The organism is Nostoc sp. UHCC 0302 (genome assembly GCF_038096175.1).
Classification (GTDB): domain Bacteria; phylum Cyanobacteriota; class Cyanobacteriia; order Cyanobacteriales; family Nostocaceae; genus UHCC-0302.
Map to the genome: position 1 here is coordinate 1,010,105 of NZ_CP151099.1, position 21,116 is coordinate 1,031,220.

Below are 21,116 nucleotides of genomic sequence, written 5' to 3' on the forward strand. Positions count from 1 at the left end.
TCAACTCCTAAGTGTATGCATATTCAAATTTTTCATTGCTTGATATTGGTGCAATAGCTTTTGCGCCTGATGATCCCAATCAAACTTTTCAACTGCTTCGCGGTTTCCAAGTTCTCCCATTGCAATTCTGAGATTGTCATCTAAAAGCAGCCGCAGCATTGCATCGGCTAAAGCATCCACATTCCCGCGTTCGACCAATAATCCTGTTTTCCCATCCTCTATCAGTTCGGGGAAAGCACCGCCACGGGTAGCAATAACAGGCAATCCCATCGACATTGCTTCGATAATCGGCATTCCAAATGCCTCATTCCAAACAGATGGAAAAATAAATATATCTGCTTGCTGATAATACTCAAATAGCTCGAAATGGGGAACTTTTCCCAGAAAAAAAACCGAATTGGCTGCGTTAGAAGCAATTCGCTCTTGCAATTGCGATCGATAGCTACCTTGGTAATAAGGAAGAATATTCTGAATTTGCGGATCTTCTCTATCAAGTGTGTACCACGGTACTAATGCAGTTTCTGAACCGACAAGTTTTAGCTGTACTTGAGGATAACGAGACACTACTTTATTAAAGGCATCAATTAAAACGTGTATACCCTTCTCTGGTGAGATTCTGCCCACAAAAAGGATTTGTTTAATATCTTTTTTCTTGGCTTCTCTATTGTGATGATTAGGGAGAGCGAAGTGACGAGTATCTGCACCGTTATATAAAGTTTGGCTGTTAATGTGAGGTAAGTATTTACGAACCTGATTTTTTAGATAATCGCTGCATCCAATTACTAAATCGACTGACTTAAGATGTTGTTCAACCATTATTGGATCGAACAATGGTAGAAAATCACTATGTATATGTAAGACAATTTTAGCTTGGGGGTTATAGGCACGGATGAGGGGAACGAATTGAAAAACAATGTTCATGTGAATTACATCACATTGCTGTGCTTGAATATCCTTGGCGACTTTTCGGTAAAATTCACAATAAAATAATTTAGAGGCATAAAAAGGTCGTTGAGGATGGGAGATATTCCAGATATCAAGAAAGTTTAATGGTTCTAATATTTTATCGAGCCATGATTCAGGGATGCGACGATAGGTAATCCCATCTTCGTGGTATTCCAATTCTTGATAATGACCTTTTGAACCATAAAATAAAACCTCATGGCCAGCACGAGCCAAACGCAGCGCAAACGCATAAGATACTAGGCGTATTCCCCCGGTTTTAGGTGGTTCAGCTAGAGTTACAGGATAATCAAAAAAAGCTATTTTCATAATGAGAAATTTAGATAATTTTTGGGAATAATTCGAATTTAGTGGTGATAAATAATCCGATTTTTAGTCGTGGTGATTGGTATTCTAAATTAATCTAAAAATTGTGTTTTATTGCTCAAGAATATCTGAAAATAAATGGAGTTAGCTTGTAAGTTTTAAGTTAAAAAATTGCTGATGAAAAATATCTGTTTACCATCTGGTCAATTGATGCCAGTATTAGGAATGGGGACTGCGGGACTGGGTGAAGCGATCGCCCAGCGTGAGAATGAGATTGCTGCTTTGCGTCGCGGAATCGATTTAGGGATGACATTGATTGATACGGCAGAGATTTACGGTGAGGGTGCGGCGGAAACGTTAATTGGCGAAGCGATCGCTAATTGTCGTTCATCTATCTTTCTCGTGAGTAAGGTTGCGCCTCGCAATGCAACTAGGCAAGGGGCGATCGCAGCTTGCGAGAACAGTTTACGGCGCTTGCAGACAGATTTTATCGACCTCTATTTGTTGCATTGGCGGGGGCCTGTACAGTTATCAGAAACGTTGGCAGCATTTGAGACGTTGAAACAATCCGGCAAAATTCTAGATTATGGGGTTGGCAATTTTGATGTTGAGGATATGGAAGAAGCCAGTGCTTTACCCGGAGGTGAAGCCATTGCTACAAATCAAATCCCCTATAATTTGCAGCATCGCAATGGTGAGTGGAAGTTGTTATCCTGGTGTCGGCAAAGAGGAATCCCGATCATGGCACATTCGCCTTTGCTACAAGGTGAACTACTCAAACATCCCAAATTGCAATCAATTGCCCAACAGCGCGGCGTAACAGTTGCACAGGTGGCGATCGCTTGGTTGTTGCATCAAGAGGTGATAGTCTTTCCCAAAGCCAGCAGTATCGCCCACGTTGAACAGAATCGCGCTGCCTTCGATTTGCAGTTAACAACAGAAGAACTGAATGTTTTAGACGTTGCTTTTCCCCCACCATCTGCACCTATTGCCCTGCTTGATAATTGGTAATTTGTAATTCGTAATTCGTAATTCGTAATTCGTAATTAATGTGGTGTGAAACTTTCTCTCAAACCTAACCCCTTCTCTAGAAGGTAAGGTGAGCAAAAATTAAAGCCTCTCTCCGCTTCGGGGAGAGGAATGGAAGCGGGGTTTTAAGAATAAGTTGTACATCGCATTAATTAAGAAGTTTCTGGGGAGAACAGGCGGCTTACTTTTACCTGTTCCCTTTCATTTAGAACTGTTAAATCTTTTTGCCAAATCTTCAGTTTTTTGCTTGTAATATTCTTTTGTGAGGATCGGCGGGTATTTAGGAGATTTGCCTGTATCTAAGCAATTTTCAATACAGGCAATCTCTGTATCATCACCAGGAGAGAGAAAGAAAGCTAAGGAGTATCTTTCTGGAAGATTACGGGCATTGGCTGGCATCAGTACCCGATGTTTGGTAGCAGGGAGTTTATCGTTTGTCCATCGCTGCATGACATCTGCAATAAAGACTATCGCTGTGTTAGGAAGTGGAGGCGCAGCAATCCATTCTCCGGCATTGGTGCAAACCTCTAGCCCGCCATTTTCATCCTGAAAGAGTAAGGAAAGACTGCCCCAATCTGTATGTTCCTCGAAGCGTGCTTCTCCGGGTGCTGGCGGTTCAGATACTTCATAGTAGCGATGTAAAAGCCCGTAGTCGGCTTGTTGAGGATGGCGATCGCTAAAGTAAGATTCTGGTAAGTTTAGGGCAATGGCGATCGCTTTGAGAATACGATTACCAGCATCATGACAAGCTGTGAATAATTGCTGCACAGCATCATGAAAGGTCGGATGGTCTGCAAGGTGTTGATGAACCTGCTGCGCCACAGGGGAATCTGTATCGATCCGATCTGTTAAAACTGCTTCGCCGAACACGAAGGCTTCCCGAAAGTCACCATTATATTTGGTGTAAAAGTATCCTAGTGCTGCTCCATCCTTCCAGGCTAGTTGTCTTTTTTCAAATTCTGGTAGCGCAAAGAAGCCATTAGCACTGCCAAAGGCTTGGTCAATTGCATTTTGAGGCACACAATTTTTCAGATAAAAGCAGCCAACTTCTTCAATTGCACATAAAAGTTGAGAAGCGATCGCCTGTTTACTAGCAAAGTCACTAAAAGTAAACTGATGGAAATCAAGGATGGGAATTTGCGTGGAAGTGATAGTTTGTTGTTCGAGTTTTTGAATAGTGTTCATACATTAAAAGTCGGTGAAGTAAATTGATTAAGTTTGTAGTAAGGACTTTAGTCCTTAGATTTGAGCGATAAATCACTCACTACGAACCTCACAAATTAAAGAAAAGAATTACTAATGGTCTGTAACATTAATTTTGCTAGGTCAACCTATTTTCTATTCCTCTTCTTTTCTTTGTTTGCGTTCTTCTCTACGAGACGCTACGCGTAGCTTGCTTCTCCGTAGGAGTATACGCCCTTTGTAGTTTGATTATTTACCCTTCATAACTAATAGGTAAGAAAACGAACCGCGAAGTACGCGAAGTACACAAAGAAAGAGGGAAGAAAAGAGATTTAAAAGTTAATTTCCTGTTCACAATTAATGCGATGAAGTACTAGGCTTAACTACGACCATATTTTTTGGCTCGATCATTGGTTCTTTTGAGGAGATGATCACCGACAAATGTTGGGGAATATTTGGGAGATTCATCTGTCTTTAAGCAACTTTCCAGACAAGTGACTTCTACTTCGTAATTAGGAATCACAAAAAAGCTAAATGAGTACCTTTCTTTTACTTTATGAAAATCAGTCGGTACAGAAACTCGGTGAGGTGTGGCACAAAATTTATCGTTTGTCCATCGTGACATCATATCTGCTGCCATTACCAAAACGGTGTTAGGAACTGAAGTGGTGATAATCCACTCTCCTTGAGGTGTGTATACTTCTAGCCCTCCTCCTTGATCCTGAAATAGTAAGGTGATACTGCCTAAATCAGTGTGTTCAAAAAAGCGAGTTTGTCCTGTTTTGGGAGCTTGGGAGATGTTGGGATAGTAATTGAAAACTCCAGCGTGGTTTTGCTGAGAATGTAAATCGGTAAAGTAGGAATTTGGTAATTGCAAAGCGATCGCAAATGCTTCTAACACATTCAAAGCACATTCTTGGCTAGCCTGGAAGAATTGCTGCAAAACTTGACGAAATTCCGGCGGATTTTGCGGCCATTGATTAGGTACATCTAAAGCCTCTGTATAACTGTCACCCCCGGCTTTGTTTGGGTCAAGTTCATTAGCAAAACTAAAGGATTCGTGTAATTGTCCTGGTTGATCGCCAATGAACATTTTCTCAAAGGGTATGTAACCCCGACTACGCCCAGTCACTGCTGAGGCTACTTTCTCTTTTTCTGCTAATGGCAGTGTAAAAAATCCCTCGGCTTGGGTAAAGGCTTGGTCAATTAAAGTTTGGGAAACACCGTTTTTTAAATAGAAGCAGCCCATCTCTTGAATAGCACGAGAAATTTGGTTAGCTACTGCTGCTTTAGCATTGCTGTCACCCACAATAAAGGGGTGAAAATCAATAATGGGAATCTGCGATGTAATATTTGTTTGCTTTGTAAGTTCATTGATTGAAGTCATAGTTAAAAAAATTGGTAATTTTTCTTCGTAATTGATAGCACTTTGGTACAAATGTAAATGCTTTTTTAGAAAAGTTATGATTTATTCTTCACGCATTAAATCACAAGTGCTACATAGGGGAATTGAGTGAAACTCATACTCATCCGTTCTCCCAAGGTAATCTTTAACAGAACCAACAATACCTGTGCCATTAACATCTATACAACAGGTATTGATGCTTCCATCCCACAAAACTACAACTCGCTTTTTATTTTCAAAAATGCAAGGTTTATACTTTTCTATCGTACTAGTTAAACTTCGACTTGATGTGGTTTTAGAAGTAACTTGTCCAGCCCAATCATGCTTTTCTTGCTGATGAGGATTATAGGTATAGACGATAGACAAAGGAATAGAATTTTCCTTCAGCATTTGTTGAATACGCTCTTTCTGCCCGACAAGATGTTCCGAGAGATAAATATCACGCATTCCTAATTCAGATAAGCGCCATGCCTTTTCCTCATCAAGGAGTATACCGTTGGTGATAAAATTACATTCAATTCCCTTCGTTTTCGCATAAGAGATAAAATCGAATAATTCTGGATGAAGTAAGGGTTCTCCAAAATTATTAAGAAATAAATCTTTTTGTCCACACTGTATTGCTAATTCAACAACATCTACAAATGTAGAAAATGACATATTTCCTTTTGCTCTACTTTGAGATGGATGAGGACAGTAAGAGCAAGTTAGATTACAAAAATTGGAAATTTCAACTTGATAAATATACATCGTTTTGAACTCCTAAAATATCAACAGTTATTCAACACGATCGCTGATTTCTAACCGGAGTGCATGAGTTTCTGAGTATGAGCCATGCTGCTGAGAAAGCTAGTAACATTTGTGGTAGACGGCGCGATCGCCACCCGCAACAAAGGTGTCAATGCAGCCTGTCCCGCGAGAAACCGCAGCCGGTGCAGAACTACAGTAACCACCAAGATTTAGCCAATCACTCCAGGCTGAACCTTCCCAACTCTTGCGGTACATTGCACCATCACAGCCAACAGTAAAGATATCTAGCCGATTTTCAGCAACAGAAGTAGCAGCGACACCATACTGGCAATACCCTCCCAGGCTTTCCCAATCACTCCAGGTTGAGCCATCCCACCCCTTGTGATAAATCGCGCCATCTCCCCCTAAGACAAAGGCGTCAATGCAGCCTGTCTTCCGAGAAACCGCAGCTGGTGCAGAAAGACAGTAACCTCCAAGATTATTCCACTCATCCCAGGCTGAACCATTCCAACGCTTGTGGTACATCGCGCCATCAATCCCGATGGCAAAAATATCTAGCCGATTCTCACCACCAGAAGCAGCGGCAACACCATAATGCGAATACCCGCCAAGGTTTTCCCAACGACTCCATTTTGAACCATCCCACCATGTCCGGTATGTGGCGCGATCGCTACCTAAAACGAAGGTATCAATACGGTTCAATCCCCAAGAAACCGCAGCTGGCGAGGAAATACAATATCCTCCGAGTCTTTGCCAATCGCTCCAAGTTGAGCCATCCCACCACTTATGCCATAAAGGGCCAATACTCGCTGTGAGTAAAACATCCAGCCGATTCTCTGACCAAGAAGTGGCTGTAACACCATACTGGCAGTATCCGTCTAAATATTCCCCATCAGTAGAAAATGTTGGCATATCTTCTTTAGAGGCGGGACTCATCGCCGGAAATGGCATACCCCGATCCTGAGAAATTACTGCTGTAGTTGGATAGCTCGTTGTCATTGGCCTCTTTTCTTCCTTTGCGTTCTTTGCGGTTCGTTAAAAAAAACTGACTTTGACAAAGAGTTAAGCCTTAACTGACCCTTATTGCATAACACTTGTGGTAGACTGCGCGATCGCTACCCAGAACGAAGGTATCAACGCGGTTTGGAGCCGAAGCAACCGCAGCCGATGCAGCAATAGAGTAGCCACCCAGATTATTCCAACCGACCCAGTTTGAGCCATCCCAGTACTTCTGGTACACTGCACCATTACGAGCAATGATGTAAATATCTAGGCGATTTTTAGTTCCAGAAGCAGCCGCAACACCGTACTGAGAGTAACCGCCAAGTTTTTCCCAACCAACCCAGTTTGAACCATCCCAATATTTGTGATAGACAGCGCGATCGCTACCCAAAGCAAAAGTGTCAATCCGGTTTAATCCCCAAGAAACCGCAGCTGGTGTATAAATACAGTAACCCCCCAGCTTTTCCCAATCACCCCAGATTGAGCCATCCCAACACTTTTGGTATATAGCTCCATCCCAGTTGACAATAAACAGATCCAGGCGATTTTCTCCCCAAGAAGCAGCCGCGACACCATACTGAGAGTAACCGCCAAGATTTAGCCAATCACTCCAGGTTGAACCATCCCAGCCTTTATGATATACAGAGCGATCGCCCCCAATCGCAAAGATATCAATCCGGTTCTCTCCTCTGGCGATCGCAGCTGGTGCAGAAACACAGTAGCCCCCCAACCTTTCCCAATCACTCCAGAGTGAGCCATTCCACTTTTTGTGGTAAACAGCGCTATCTTTGCCAATGGTAAAGACATCCAGCCGATTTTCTGCCCCAGAAGTGGCAGCAATACCGTACTGAGAGTACCCCCCAAGATTTTCTCCATCCATAGCAAAGGAAGGCATCTCTTCTGTTGAAGCAGCACCCATCATCGGGTAAGGGGTTGGTGGAGGATAGGGCATACGTAGAGATGCATCCTGAATTTCCATTGCAAGCGGTGGCATCTCATTAGATATTTCCTCGGCGGTTGTTTGGCTCATTGTCATTTAATTACGAATTATTTAAAGTATTTAAAATTAACTTAGCAGCTAGTTGATGTCCCGCAGAATTCCAATGACCATCGATATCAAAGTAAAGCTTTTCTTGCTTACTGTTTTTCCTAAAATTATCAGTTAGATTGACACAAGTTACATCTTGTGATTTTGCTATATTACACAAACGCTGATACCCAATTTCTTCATTTTTGAGCAAAGCTACATTCTCAGGGAATAACTGGGTGTAATCTTTGATATAAGCTGATTCTTTTGAAGGTACAAGAAAAACAAACAGCTTAACTTGATTTTCTTTGGTTAAATGAATGATTCGTGATAATGCTGCTTCTACTTTTACAACACCATCAGATGTCAAATAATCGCTATCTACACCTACTCCTGACTCAGGTGCTGCCAGCGATAAATTAAATAGAGTTAAACCATTTTTTGCTTCTTTAGAGATAGGATTACCGTTTGAAGCTTGCAAGCTTTTTTTGTTATTTTTCAATACAAACTGATACAAAAATGTTTTTTCATACCAAGATGAGAAGCTTCTTTCTTTCAGCGTATCATATATTTTTTGACCTATATCCGATGAATAATTAGTCAAATCATTAGCAACTATAGATAAGATTACTTTATGAGGTTTGTATTGGGCGATCCATTCATTAAATAATGTTTCATATTGGGCAAAAGAATAACCTGGAACACCTAAATTAATTACTGGCTGCTGCAATTCGGATTCCACAAGTCTGGGAAATATTTTTTCCTCATTTACCCATTGACCCCATGTAAATGAATCTCCAATAAAATACAAGTTAGATTTTGTGTAATCTCTTCCTATATTGCGAAATCCATAACTATCTGTGTTAGCAACTTCTGCAACTTTTGCTTCTTGCCAAACAGTTTTAAAGTTTTTAAGGTTTGATTTTGGTTTGTAACCTAATTGAGCGTCAGGTTGAATAAACTGATAAAAAATTTGTGCCTTAGTCTTTTGTGGGGCAGCAACTCCGGTAGTAATGGCAAAAGTTTCAACGATTAACAGCCCAACTATAACTCCAGCCAACATGAGCAATAAATTTTGTAGCCAAGGCTTTATTTTTCGCATGAATTCTAACTCTTTACTGAAAACGGAAAAACGTAGACGTACTAGCGGCTTCCCGCAGGGTATAGCAAAGACGCAAAGAAATAAGAGTTTGAGAGAGTTTTTGCGTAAAGTCTTATTAATTACGTAGCTTGCTTCTCGCCTTTGGCGAGTATTACGAATTGTCGGCAGAGCGTTTTTGCAACAATTTTCCCTGCTAACTGATGTCCCAAAGTATTCCAATGTCCGTCGCAGCGAAAAGTATTATCAAACCCATGTAAGCAGACATTATTCTGCTTGGCATAAGCCTGAAAATATTCTCCTAGATTAATAGTAGTAAAACCTTCACGTTCTCCTAATGCTGCAATCCGCTTTTCTGGGTAAAACCAATCTGTAATCCCTGATATTTCCTGATGATCGCGCACGCCAGGATCAGGATTAACTTGAAGGGGAGTTGTTAGCGTCACCACAGCAAATTTCGCTTTTTTGGTAATTGTTTCATTATGCATTAAGCGAATTAGTCCTTCTGTTTGTTGCCATGCTTGTTGCCATTCAGAATCAGTTGCGGTGTTATATATCAGCCATTCTGTTTGCTTCAAGAAATTCTGCCATTCAGGGTCAGTGAACGGAGACAGTATTGCAGGCTTGGTTGCCAACTGGAGGTCTTGTTTTTTGTTATCTTGATGAGGAAGTGGTAAAGCGTATTTTGCTTGTTTGAGAAGCTGCAAAATCCGTAAACGGTCTTGAACTTGGAGATAAGCCTGATGCCACCATGACTTTTGTGAGCGATAAATATCCATATTCACAAATGAGTCATCAACTACCCAATCACCATCTCGATCAACAAAATAGGGTTTCATGAGGGCGCTATTATCCATAGCACTCTGACTCACCATTTTTTCGGTGAGAGTGCGGGAGTTGTTGATCAAATCATTGCCAGGATAAAAATTCAGGAGTAGGAGATCCGGTGAATAGTTCCAGACCTTTTCCTGTAAAGTGATTAGTTCTTGATCAGTTCCATAACCATTGACTCCGAAGTTCATCACTTCTACGTCACGACCTGCTAGGGTTGGACAATTTTTCAGTTCACGTTCGATGACTGCTGCGATTCCTTGTGCTTGTGGCACTTGTCGCGCTTCTATGAAAGAATCTCCTAGCAAGGCAATACGGATAGTATTCTGTGGTTTAACTTGGGAATGTTCTCGGTCATGAAAGCCCAGACTGTTGTATTGGATATAGGCTTCCCCTTCGTCATGCACCCACCCAGCCGTATATGGTCGTCCTGCCCAACCTCTATGTTCATCAAAGGTATAAAATGTCTTGTATTCAATGCCAGCAATGCGTAAGCCAATTTCCACGACAGCCAGCCCTAACACAAGTCCGCCTAGCAATAAAGCTAGGGTCAGCGTCACCGCTACCCATCGCTTTAATGGTAATGACGATGTTGCCACCTCTTTTTCCTCAAAATAGTGTGTAAATAAAGGGTGCAAGCACGGATGACTGTGCAAACACAATCAAGATACCTAAGAGCAATAGTGTGACGATAAGTGGTAGCAGGAAGAATTTGCGGCGTTCCTTCAGTAATCCCCACAAATCTTTCAGCAAGTCTTGTGTTGTTTCAAGCATTAGAAGGGTTTCTCCATTTTGTTTATAGGTTTTACTTGATTGATAATGCGATAAGTTTTTACGTCAGTATCTAGCTTTCTGGCCATCGCATCATGATGAAACACGCCTCGCATCACTAGACCGATTGGTGTGATTAAGGTATAGAAAATAATACTGAGAATTATGCGCGTATTAATCCAACCTAAAACCAGTCCAATTCTCATCCAAATTTGGTAAACACCATTGAGTGTGGTGGGGGCGATCAGCGCCCAAACCCAAAGGATGCTAGCAATTATCCAAGGTAAAATCGATAAGGGTTCGTGATGGAGCAAGGGCAGTAGACTACCGAATAAGCCAGCTGCGATCGCACCGCTAAGCAGTCCAAAATCCCGTAGTCCTTTGCGATCAAGTTGTTGTATTTCGTTCATCGGCGTTAATCTAATTCAAATTCTGTTTTCCAAGACTCATCTTTCTCTACCTGGGGTTGGTTCGATTTGGCAAGGAGAAAATTCTCCAATACCAAGTAATCCATCTCCGTTCTCATAAAACAGCGATAGGCATCTTCTGGGGTACACACAATTGGTTCACCTCGGACATTAAATGATGTGTTTACCAAAACTGCACAGCCCGTTTTTGCTTGAAAATGTCGCAGCAGTTCGTAGTACCGAGGATTGGTGTGTTGATGAACGGTTTGAATCCGAGCCGAGTAATCTACATGAGTGATGGCGGGAATTTGCGATCGCTTGATGTTTAACTTCTCAATGCCAAATAACTCCTCTTGCTCTGGTGTCATGGAAATCTGTAGTTCGGCGTTGATTGGTGCAACCAAAAGCATATAAGGGCTGGGTCGGTCAAGCTCAAAGTAGTTAGAAACCTGTTCTGCTAAAACAGAAGGGGCAAAGGGACGGAAGGATTCGCGGTATTTAATTTTCAGGTTCATCACCGATTGCATTTTGGGATTACGAGGATCACCGATGATCGAACGACCTCCCAAAGCTCGCGGGCCAAACTCCATCCTGCCAGAGAACCAACCGACAACGTTCCCTTGCTCTAGAATTTCAGCAAGTTCAGGCATGAGTTTGTCATCTTCTAGGTATTGGTAAGGCGCATTCACAGACTGGAGATAGTCTCGAATCTCTGTTTTGCCATAGCAAGGGCCTAGATAGCCTCCCCGCATAGCATCCCCATCCTGCGGAATGCGCGGCTTTTCATGATATTGATGCCAAATAGCTAATGCTGCTCCAACTGCTCCCCCTGCGTCTCCAGCGGCGGGTTGAATCCAAATATCCCGAAAATCTGTTTCTCGCAAAATGCGTCCATTGGCGACGCAATTTAGGGCGACTCCACCAGCTAAACAGAGATAGTCTGTGTTCAGTTCCTTCTTAACCGTTCTTACCAAACGCAAAACGACTTCCTCAGTAACGTATTGGATAGAACGAGCTAAATCCATCTCTCGCTGGGTGAGTTTCCCCTCGCTTTGGCGTGGTTCACCACCAAACAATTGATGAAATTTCGGGGTAGTCATAGTCAGCCCCGTGGTGTAGTTGAAGTAGTCCATATTCAACCGAAATGTGCCATCTTCTTTGAGATCCAAAAGATGGTTAAGGATATGGTCTACATATTTGGGTTCACCGTAGGGCGCTAAACCCATGAGTTTGTATTCCCCAGAGTTGACCTTGAAACCCGTGTAGTAGGTGAAGGCAGAATAAAGCAGCCCTAAAGAGTGGGGAAAATCAATTTCCCATTGGGGAGTCAGTTGATGGTCTTCTCCCAACCAAACCGAGGTGGTTGCCCATTCCCCGACTCCATCAAGGCACAGCACCGCCGCCTTATCGAAAGGGCTGGGGAAAAAGGCAGAAGCGGCGTGCGCTTGGTGATGTTCAGTAAATAAAAGTTGTGGTAATTGAGTTTTTTTACAATCTCCGAGGGTCGCCAATTCTTTTTTTAACAGCGTTTTCAGGTAAAGTTTTTCTTTTAACCAAACTGGCATCGCGGCAATAAAGGAAGCTAATCCTTTGGGTGCGTAGGCGAGATAAGTTTCTAGGAGTCGCTCAAATTTGACCAATGGCTTATCGTAAAAAACGATTTGGTCTACTTCTGATAATCCAATACCTGCGTGTTTGAGACAATAGGCGATCGCACCTTTAGGAAATCTCGCATCATGTTTTTTGCGGGAAAAACGCTCTTCTTGAGCTGCGGCAACAATATCACCATCCACAACTAAGGCGGCGGCACTATCGTGATAATAAGCTGAAATTCCCAGAATACGCATTTTTTATATAAAACTCCTATTTTTATTTATTCCCTATTCCCTAACTCTATATCGCTCAATTTCCACAGACCCAAACTTTTCTGTGGGTAGTCTTTTCTTTCAGTCGTTTTTTCATCAATGATTTCGAGCATATCGGGAAAGCTGTAAGGAGGTAATTGTAAATCGATTGCTCGCCAATCACCCGTAACAATATTTTTGTTTTCAAGTATTCCCGGATAAGTTGTAGTTAAAAGGTATTTAGAATTACTTTTTTTAAAGTTTTTAATTACAGCAAGAGCATCTTTAAATGAAAGATGTACTAGACAATCTCTACAGAAAATCAAATCGGCTTGAGGAATTTCATCTGTTGCTAAATCGAGATTGATAAATTCTCTAAATTCGTTACCATAACTACGTTGATTTGCAGTAATTAAGTCGGCAACAATATCACATCCAATGTATTTTTCTATATTCAGTTGTGCTTCTTTTAACCAATAAAAATCACCACAAGGAGCATCGAGCATTGTTTTGACATTAAGTTTTTCCAGCAATACTGGTATTTTTTTTATGATGACCGATGTTTGCTGAAGATTAGATCCTCTGCCAGAAATAGATTCGCGATCGCCCCACCTATTACGATAATATATATCATTAAAAACTTCTTTTCTGTTTTTACCTCGAAACGATAAAAGCATTAATTCATATTGCAAATTAAATGACAGATAATCAAAGAAAGATTTGATAGGATGTAAAATAGTATTTTTGCTCATAGTTTTTAATGGGAAAAATTTTAAAGAGAATCAAAACTGAAAGTAGACAAAGGGTTGAGGATTGATTGCTGCAAACCGAAGTATGGTTGAAACTAAAACACCATAGAAAACGGCAAAGCTCCATTTAGGAATTTTCTGCCACCAATCAGCGAACCAACCTTTATAGGCTGCCCAGTGCATAATAATTAAAGGTACAAAAATCCATCCAGTTTGAATATTTATGTTTTGAGAGCCAGGAGAATCCAGGAATAAAAAGGATTTCTCCACTCGTATAATACTGCTGATATCATTATCCCGAAAGAAGATTGCAGACGCACAAAACCAATAAAACGTGAGGGGGATACCTACGATATTTCTAAGGGTCTGGAATTGCTTATAGGGAGCAATCCAAGATGACCATTTTTTATGGACAATTAAAGCAATTCCATGCAATCCTCCCCAAGCGACAAAATGCCAAGCAGCACCATGCCAGAATCCAGAGGTAAGCATCAAAATGAGAAGATTTCTGTACCCAAAAAGTTCTGTGCGTTCAGCTTTTGGTCGCCTTCTCATTAAAGGGATGTAAATATAGTCTCGCAGCCAGGTGAAGAGGGTAATGTGCCAACGTTGCCACAACTGAGTGATATTGCTGGAAAAGTAGGGAAAATTAAAGTTGAGAGGTAGCTTGTATCCAAGTAAACCTGCACAGGCGATCGCCATATCTGAATAGCCAGAAAAGTCGCAGTATACTTGTATAACGAAAGCAATCACAGCAATCCAACAACTTAAGGCGGTATAAATCTCTGGATTCGTGAAATACTGGTCTACTAAAGGAGAAAGATTATCTGAAATACAAGCTTTCTTAAAATATCCCACCAAGAAAAGCGTTAAACATCCCCGAAAATCAACATCATTTAAATTTTTCGGGGTTAGTAGTTGAGGCAGAAAAGTAGATGCGCGGACAATAGGCCCTGCAACCAATTGAGGGAAAAAAGATACAAATAGAGAAAAATCCCAAAAACTTCTCACAGGTTTGACTTTACCCAGATACGCATCAATTGAATAGCTCAGAGTTTGAAATGTGTAAAAGCTAATGCCTGCTGGGAGAATAATTTCTAGAGTTTGAACACTTATGGTTAGCCCCAAAAAACTTAATAAGTTTGAGGCAGAGTCAACGAAAAAGTTATAGTATTTAAAAAATCCTAATAATCCTAAATTTACTACTAAACTGAGTACTAACCATGCTTTGCGCTGCTGCTGATTGAGTGGTTTACTCAGCAGCACATCCCAAGAAAATATATTTATCCATCTGTTCTTTGTTTCTCCGTTATTTACTACCTCACTTGTTTTAATTTCTTGTTCTACTGTTGAACCATCGACCTGTGGTCTAGATAGCATCAAACCGACAAAGTAATCAATCACTGTCGAAAGTAAAAGTAGGGAAAGAAAGCGCCAATCCCAAGCACCGTAAAAAATATAACTACAGATTAGCAACCAAGCTTTACGGTGATTGTGTTTCTGTAAAGTCCAGTAAACACAGAAAATAATAATAAAGAAAAAGATAAAACGAAATTCTGTAAAAACCATATTTATGCTAATGGGTAAATTAACTTCTACCAAATCAATTCTGACTTATAGATATAGGCGATTGATTATATATTTCATTTTGAGATAATTTAAGATGCTCAAAAAACTCTGCTGCCAAAGCGCGTGTAAATTCTTGAGCGCCTTGGTGATTTAAATGCCTACCATCAGCTCGGTAGTCGAGTTCATACAAAGTGGCGAAAGTATTAGGATCATTAAAAGCAAATAGGTTTGAAATATATCCTAAATCGTAAGCTCTCGCAATAGAATAATGGTCGGCGTCAGAATCTAGAATTGGAGGAATAAAAAAGATAGGTACAATTTTATTCATACTAAAACTCTCCGAATTCTCAATTCTAGAAACAATCTTCTTAATCATTTTAATTCCATAAGAATTAATTAGATGTGTAGATGTGTCGTTTGACTGTAAAACTCCTAATTTTGCTTGTGCTAATCTCTGTTGATAACTCTCCAAATAATTCAATTGAAAGCTTTTTTTCAATTTTTCACTATCTTTCATCCAATCCATTGCATAATATCCAGCTTCCTCTACTAATTTGTCGTTATTAGAAACTACTGTTGGTAATCCGTATGATGCTAATTTCTCTGCTTTTTGCTGCCAATAATTAGAGAAGTGACCAATACCTAGCCATCGATAGAGAAAGCTGACAGAGTTTGCATAAAATCCACTAATCTTATCTTTTAAACTATAGTTTGTTTCAGCAATTAAATGAAAATTTTCTATGGTTTTAATAGGGGTATGCCAGTAAACATTTTTAGGCGCAGTTGGTGCATTTTCCATAAAATTGTTAACTAAGCAGTCTAAAAATACCCATTTTAATTTTGCTGGTTTTAAAGCTAAAGTTTTTTGTAAATAGAAATCCATTTCAACTATATTTGCTGCCATAATTCCAAAGTTGAAAGACTTGATATTATTTCCATTTGCTGCCATTGTTTCATCGAATATTTTGGGGATAACTCCTTGATAAGTGGTACTGGACCCAAAAAAAATAACATCATAATCATCTTTGTGTTTAGCAAAATACTGAAATTTAGTACTGACATCATCAAGATTTTGAGGAGTATTAGAAGAGGGTAAAATTGTATTGATTAATCCAGCAGTCGATATCAAAGCAATTATAAAAATTATGCTATAAAAAAATATAACTACTGGTTTTGGTATGCTTGTTTTCCAAATATATACATTCATTGTCAGGTTACCTTGAAAATAAATTATTTATTTCTCACGCAGACGCGCGGAGGCGCAGAGAGAAAAAAGTCTAATTTTTAGAGGAAGTTAAAATTGATGTATTATTATTTCTTTGGATGTAAAACTCGCTAGTGAGAATGGCTGGATATTTTGCAGTTTCATTTGCACCTAAACAACTCTGAGGATAGGCAATTTCGGCATCGTTATTAGGAGACGCAAAAAAAGCAAAGGAGTATCTTGGTTGGATGTGTTGGGATGCATACGGTATGGCAACTTGGTGTTTTGTGGCATACACTTTATCGTTCGTCCATCGCTGTAAAATTTCTCCTGCCATGACGACAACAGTATCAGGAATTAAAGGAACTGGAACTCGCTCTCCAGCTTTGGTACAAATTTCTAAACCTTCTACTTCATGCTGAAATACATAAGTGATAGTATTTCCATCTGTGTGTTCTCCTAGGCGAATATTTTGGGATTGCGGAAGTTCAGATGCACCAGGATAGTGATGCAAACCCATAGCATGATTTTGTTCAGAATGTAGCTCGGCAAAATAGGATTCTGGCAGTTTCAAAGCAATGGCTAGGGCTTCAAGAACTTTCAGTGTACTTGCATGACAAGCTGCAAAAAATTGCAACATCACTTCCCGAAACTCAGGTTGATTCTGTAGCCATTGGTTCGGTTGGTGAAAAGGATGATCTAGCTTATCTAATTCCTCTGGTTTCATTTCTCTACCAAAATAAAACTGTTCGCTGAGTATGCTTGACATCCCCACAGGGATATATCCTCGATGACATTTTTCTGTTAAAGCTATCTGTTTCTTCTCTTCTAACGGCAGTGCAAAAAAACTCTTGGCTTGAGCGAATGCTTGAGCAATCAAAGTTGTGGGAACATCATGATTTTTTAGGTAGAAACATCCTATTTCCTGTAAAGCACTGGCGATTTGATTAGCAATTAATTCTTTAGCAATCGTGTCACCAACTAAAAATAGATGTAAGTCAATAACAGGAATCTGTGTTGAAATAATAGGCTCTTTTGAAAGTTCGTTAATTGATAGCATCGTTAAAAATGAGTGGAGTTATAAATTCAATTTCGTAGTATGCACTTTAGTGTATACTACAAACAAAAAGGTCTATTTTTTCTCCGATGTATAGCTTCCTGTAGCGACTTGATTGATATATTCATGAGTGCGAATTGGTGGATAGTTGGGAGTTGCGTTTGCTTTTACGCAACTTTCTAAGCAAGTAATTTCGGCATCGTAATCGGGAGACTCAAAATAGATAATCGAGTACCTGGGATTACTAGGGAATTGGGAAGGTAGAGGAACTCGATGTTTGGTGGCGGGAAACTTATCGTTTGTCCAGCGCTGCATTAAATCTGCAAGGATAACTAGAACTTTACCAGGGATGAAGGGGGCTGCAATCCATTCTCCAGCATCGTTGCAAACTTCTAGTCCAGCTGTTTGATCTTGAAATATTAAGGTGATACTGCCGTAATCTGTATGTTCAGCAAACCGCGTCTCGCCAGGGGAGGGGGGTTGTTGTAGAGATGGATAGTGATTGATGGAGGTGTTGAAGTTGCGCTCAATATGGAAATCAGTAAAGTAGGACTCTGGTAGTTTTAAGGCGATCGCTAACGCTTGTAAAATACTAAAAGACGCATCACGACAAGTTGTAAAAAATTCCAATAGCACTTGGCGAAACTCTTTTTGGTTTTCAGGCCATCGATTCGGTTCACCAAAGCCTTGGGTAGTTACACCCGCTTCATCATTTGCAACGTCTAAACCAAAATTGAATGCTTCTAGTAATACCCGCTCTTTACCACGAGCAACATAGCCTCGACTCGTCCCAGGAACTAGGCGTACTTGGTCTTTTTCCTCTTGTGGTAATGCAAAAAAACTCTGCGCTTGAGCAAATACTTGATCAAGTAAGGTATGAGGTACACAATTTTCGAGGTAAAAACATCCAATTTCTTGAATAGCACACGAGATTTGATTGGCAACTGTTTCCTTAGCAGCAATATCACCCACCATAAACGGATGGAAATCAATGATGGGAATTTGTGTGGAAACAATTACTTGGGGTTCACGTTCTTTGATTGGGTTCATTGTTAAAAAATTTCTCTTTAATGTTGTCTAACTGACTTGAAAACACTTGTTGACTTAGTATCTTAGTGGTAAAAACTTTTTGAACCACAAAGACACAAAGAAAAGCAGTTCATAATAGCTACTTAATTATTGACAGGATTGGTTTTAAGTTCATAAACATTCCAAAATGTTCCTTGTAAAGCAGAGTGTTTGACGCCGTGAATACGATTTCGCACAGATACCATTGATAACGAGTTCACTAGAGAAATAAACGGTAAGTATTCCTGACTCAGCTTTTGAGTTTCTGCATAAATTTGTTTTCGTTGTGCTTCATTTGCTGCTGCACCTTGAATGTAGAGATCATCAATCTTTTGTTCCCAATCTGCTACCTGCTGTCCAGTAATCGGTATTTGTCCGGCTTGGGGGTGGCGGTTAAAAAAATGCCAGTTCCCTTTCGTAGACCAAATATTTACTGCTTCGTTGGGTTCTACCGTCATTGGGAAACCATCAATAATCTGACAATCCCAATCCAGACGATTTGTTAACTTATCTACAACCAATCCCACTGCAATTAAATTCAAATCTACCTGAATTCCTATCTGGCTCAAATCGTCTTGAATTAAAGGAGCCATGTTTTGCAACACCTTATTACCAACATTAGCGGTGAGCGTAAACCGGACTCGATTCCCATTGCTATCGAATAACTCACCTTGATTGTTGTATCGAAAACCTGCTTTGAGAAGTAATGTTTTTGCCTTCTCTTGGCTATAGTTGTAGACTGGTAAACCTGCTTGCTGAGAAAGATAGTAAGGACTTTGCACTGCGATGGGTGAATTTTGCAGCGCTCCTACGCCTGCAAATAGGTTGTTGATCATACGCGGGCGATTGATGCTATAAGCAACGGCTTGACGGAATGCTACTGTATTGAACCAGCGAGATTTAATCGGATTAACTAAAGGCTGACCATTTCTAAGTCCCGTATTTAAATTAAACATCATCGCTGTGGTTCCTGTTTGAGAACCGCCGTTATAAATTGTGAATTTCCCCCTTTTTTCTTCTCGTTTCAATAATGAAAAATAGTTAGGATTTACCTCAATAAAATCAAGTCCTCCAGAACGAAATTGAATTAACGCTGTATCATTATTACTAACCGTATTTAGAACAATGCGCTCAATATAGGGCTGAGTATGACTTTGAGTATCTTTACGCCAGTAATAGGGATTTTTACGAAAAGTTATTCGCTCGCTTGGAATATAAGATTCTAATTTATAAGCACCGTTACTAACAATTTGATTGGGTGGAGTATTTGTTCCCCAGATTGAGAGAAATAGCGGTCTACCTGTGGAGTCTTTTGTGGTAATGCTGGAGCGCAAAATGTGAGCAGGTAAAATTTCTAATTTTGTCGTGCGAAGAAAGGGAGCAAAAGGTTCTGGAAGGGTAAATTCAACACGCCAATTATCTAATTTTTTTACTGTAGGAAAACTGCGAGTTTTACCTATTTGCAAAAAATCTTTGGCATAAGAAGGAATAGCAGGATTCGTATAAATATCTTTATAAGTAAACACTACATCATCAGCAGTTAGCGGTTTACCATCTGACCATTTCAGCCCTTTCCTCAGTGTAAAAATAATTCGCTTTTGGTCTTCAGAAATCTCCCACGATCGCGCTAAGGCTGGTTTAATTTCTCCTTGACCATTTTCACGAATTAATCCTTCATAGAGGAAAGTCAAAACTCCTACTCCCTGCTCCATCAACTGAGGATTAAAGGTGTTGGGTTCGACAGAACTACTAACGATGATTTGAGATCCGGCTACTGCTTTGTAAATCAAGTTAGTTTGGAAGCAACTAACTAGGACAAACGCCAGGATAAATCCGATGAGAGCTGGCGCTTGTCGACGACGGCGGATAGCAGTAAGTGTGATCAATCTTCGCATAGTTGTACTCTCGGAAACTTCTTTTACCTACCCTACATAGCGCTGTATCCACCATCCACCATCAAAATTTCCCCCGTCACATAAGAAGCTGCTTCAGACGCAAGAAATATCACTGGGCCGATGAGTTCCTCTGGTTTACCGCGTCGTTGCATAGGAATCACAGCACTCAAATGTTGCTGATCTTCTTGTGGCGATCGCCTAAATGTTTCAGTACCTTCCATAATGTTGTCGATATACCCAGGAGCAAAAGCATTGACACGAATCTGATGATCTGCCCATTCCAGTGCAAGCGATCGCACTAGTAAATTTACCCCTCCTTTTGATGCTGTATAAGCCGCCGAACCACTGATTCCCACTACACCGCCAATGGAAGAGTTCATAATAATTGAGCCGCCTGTCCCTTGTTCAATCATTTGTCGAGCCGCCAGTTGAGCGCAGTGAAAGTATCCTTTCAGATTGACGTTGATGATGTTATCCCACTCTAATTCTTCTAAGACAGCCGCCGATTTAATGATGTCAATGCCGGCATTACACACCATAATGTCAAGCCTGTGATAGTGCGCCACAGCTTGCTCAATTAGGTGTAAACAATCTTGGCGATTTCTGACATCGGTAGGAATTGCGATCGCTTCGCCTCCACCTGCTTGAATCATTTGTGCAGTTTTTTCTGCTTCGGTTGCTTTAATATCAGCAATTACAACCTTTGTGCCTACAGATGCTAATCCTTGAGCGATCGCTCTGCCGATACCTCGTGCAGCTCCGGTGATAATGGCAACTTTACCTGTTAGGTCAAAAAGGGAGGATTCCACAATTATTTTTCCAGTTTGAATTAGAGTGATTTTAAAATGAACAGGACTTTAGGAATAATACGAACCGCAGAGGCACAGAGAACGCAGAGGAAAGAGTTTGAGGGAGTTTTTGTGTTATTAATAATAAGTTTTCTTTCGCTATTATCAATTGA

General features: G+C 40.5%; 19 protein-coding genes. 1 reads left to right on the plus strand and 18 read right to left on the minus strand.

The window, feature by feature from the left end; genetic code table 11:
- Positions 1 to 1,272, minus strand: a complete 1,272-nt coding sequence (locus WKK05_RS04180; RefSeq protein ID WP_341528528.1) for a glycosyltransferase family 4 protein — start codon at positions 1,270 to 1,272, stop codon at positions 1 to 3.
- Between the two features lie 174 nt (positions 1,273 to 1,446).
- On the opposite strand from WKK05_RS04180, the gene WKK05_RS04185 reads away from it, so the two are divergent.
- Entirely contained in the window at positions 1,447 to 2,280 is an 834-nt protein-coding gene (locus WKK05_RS04185) for an aldo/keto reductase (protein WP_341528529.1), read from the plus strand.
- A gap of 219 nt (positions 2,281 to 2,499) precedes the next feature.
- On the opposite strand, the gene WKK05_RS04190 is transcribed toward WKK05_RS04185, so the two are convergent.
- From WKK05_RS04190 to WKK05_RS04270, 17 genes are all read right to left on the minus strand, one after another.
- Positions 2,500 to 3,483, minus strand: coding sequence for a 2OG-Fe(II) oxygenase family protein (locus tag WKK05_RS04190; protein ID WP_341528530.1), 984 nt, complete (start codon positions 3,481 to 3,483; stop codon positions 2,500 to 2,502).
- A gap of 376 nt (positions 3,484 to 3,859) precedes the next feature.
- Positions 3,860 to 4,867, minus strand: a complete 1,008-nt coding sequence (locus WKK05_RS04195) for a 2-oxoglutarate and iron-dependent oxygenase domain-containing protein (protein WP_341528531.1) — start codon at positions 4,865 to 4,867, stop codon at positions 3,860 to 3,862.
- An 81-nt stretch (positions 4,868 to 4,948) separates the two neighbouring features.
- Positions 4,949 to 5,632: a radical SAM protein gene (locus WKK05_RS04200; protein WP_341528532.1), complete on the minus strand. Its 684-nt coding sequence runs from the start codon at positions 5,630 to 5,632 to the stop codon at positions 4,949 to 4,951.
- Positions 5,633 to 5,731: 99 nt separating this feature from the next.
- Positions 5,732 to 6,631: a hypothetical protein gene (locus tag WKK05_RS04205; RefSeq protein ID WP_341528533.1), complete on the minus strand. Its 900-nt coding sequence runs from the start codon at positions 6,629 to 6,631 to the stop codon at positions 5,732 to 5,734.
- A gap of 70 nt (positions 6,632 to 6,701) precedes the next feature.
- Positions 6,702 to 7,664, minus strand: coding sequence for a hypothetical protein (locus WKK05_RS04210; RefSeq protein ID WP_341528534.1), 963 nt, complete (start codon positions 7,662 to 7,664; stop codon positions 6,702 to 6,704).
- 10 nt (positions 7,665 to 7,674) lie between these two features.
- Positions 7,675 to 8,763 (minus strand): SGNH/GDSL hydrolase family protein, encoded by a 1,089-nt coding sequence (locus tag WKK05_RS04215; RefSeq protein ID WP_341528535.1) that lies wholly within the window; start codon positions 8,761 to 8,763, stop codon positions 7,675 to 7,677.
- A 119-nt stretch (positions 8,764 to 8,882) separates the two neighbouring features.
- A complete protein-coding gene (locus WKK05_RS04220; protein WP_341528536.1) occupies positions 8,883 to 10,190 on the minus strand; it encodes an SGNH/GDSL hydrolase family protein in 1,308 nt (435 codons plus the stop codon).
- A 10-nt stretch (positions 10,191 to 10,200) separates the two neighbouring features.
- Positions 10,201 to 10,365: a DUF5989 family protein gene (locus WKK05_RS04225; RefSeq protein ID WP_190233927.1), complete on the minus strand. Its 165-nt coding sequence runs from the start codon at positions 10,363 to 10,365 to the stop codon at positions 10,201 to 10,203.
- Positions 10,365 to 10,772 carry an SxtJ family membrane protein gene (locus WKK05_RS04230; RefSeq protein ID WP_341528537.1) on the minus strand — a complete coding sequence of 136 codons (408 nt, stop codon included), beginning with the start codon at positions 10,770 to 10,772 and terminating at the stop codon, positions 10,365 to 10,367. The genes WKK05_RS04225 and WKK05_RS04230 overlap by 1 nt, the downstream gene beginning before the upstream one ends.
- A gap of 5 nt (positions 10,773 to 10,777) precedes the next feature.
- Entirely contained in the window at positions 10,778 to 12,616 is a 1,839-nt protein-coding gene (locus WKK05_RS04235; RefSeq protein WP_341528538.1) for a carbamoyltransferase, read from the minus strand.
- Between the two features lie 26 nt (positions 12,617 to 12,642).
- A complete protein-coding gene (locus WKK05_RS04240) occupies positions 12,643 to 13,365 on the minus strand; it encodes a class I SAM-dependent methyltransferase (RefSeq protein ID WP_341528539.1) in 723 nt (240 codons plus the stop codon).
- 30 nt (positions 13,366 to 13,395) lie between these two features.
- A complete protein-coding gene (locus WKK05_RS04245; protein ID WP_341528540.1) occupies positions 13,396 to 14,931 on the minus strand; it encodes an MBOAT family O-acyltransferase in 1,536 nt (511 codons plus the stop codon).
- 34 nt (positions 14,932 to 14,965) lie between these two features.
- Positions 14,966 to 16,138: a hypothetical protein gene (locus WKK05_RS04250; RefSeq protein ID WP_341528541.1), complete on the minus strand. Its 1,173-nt coding sequence runs from the start codon at positions 16,136 to 16,138 to the stop codon at positions 14,966 to 14,968.
- A gap of 70 nt (positions 16,139 to 16,208) precedes the next feature.
- The gene (locus tag WKK05_RS04255) at positions 16,209 to 17,195 is read right to left on the minus strand and encodes a 2-oxoglutarate and iron-dependent oxygenase domain-containing protein (RefSeq protein ID WP_341528542.1); all 987 of its coding nucleotides are present in this window, start codon (positions 17,193 to 17,195) and stop codon (positions 16,209 to 16,211) included.
- A 72-nt stretch (positions 17,196 to 17,267) separates the two neighbouring features.
- The gene (locus tag WKK05_RS04260; RefSeq protein WP_341528543.1) at positions 17,268 to 18,242 is read right to left on the minus strand and encodes a 2-oxoglutarate and iron-dependent oxygenase domain-containing protein; all 975 of its coding nucleotides are present in this window, start codon (positions 18,240 to 18,242) and stop codon (positions 17,268 to 17,270) included.
- 122 nt (positions 18,243 to 18,364) lie between these two features.
- Entirely contained in the window at positions 18,365 to 20,155 is a 1,791-nt protein-coding gene (locus WKK05_RS04265) for an ABC transporter substrate-binding protein (RefSeq protein ID WP_341528544.1), read from the minus strand.
- A 32-nt stretch (positions 20,156 to 20,187) separates the two neighbouring features.
- On the minus strand, positions 20,188 to 20,964 hold the full coding sequence (locus tag WKK05_RS04270) for an SDR family NAD(P)-dependent oxidoreductase (protein ID WP_341528545.1): 777 nt from the start codon (positions 20,962 to 20,964) through the stop codon (positions 20,188 to 20,190).
- Positions 20,965 to 21,116 lie beyond the last annotated feature (152 nt).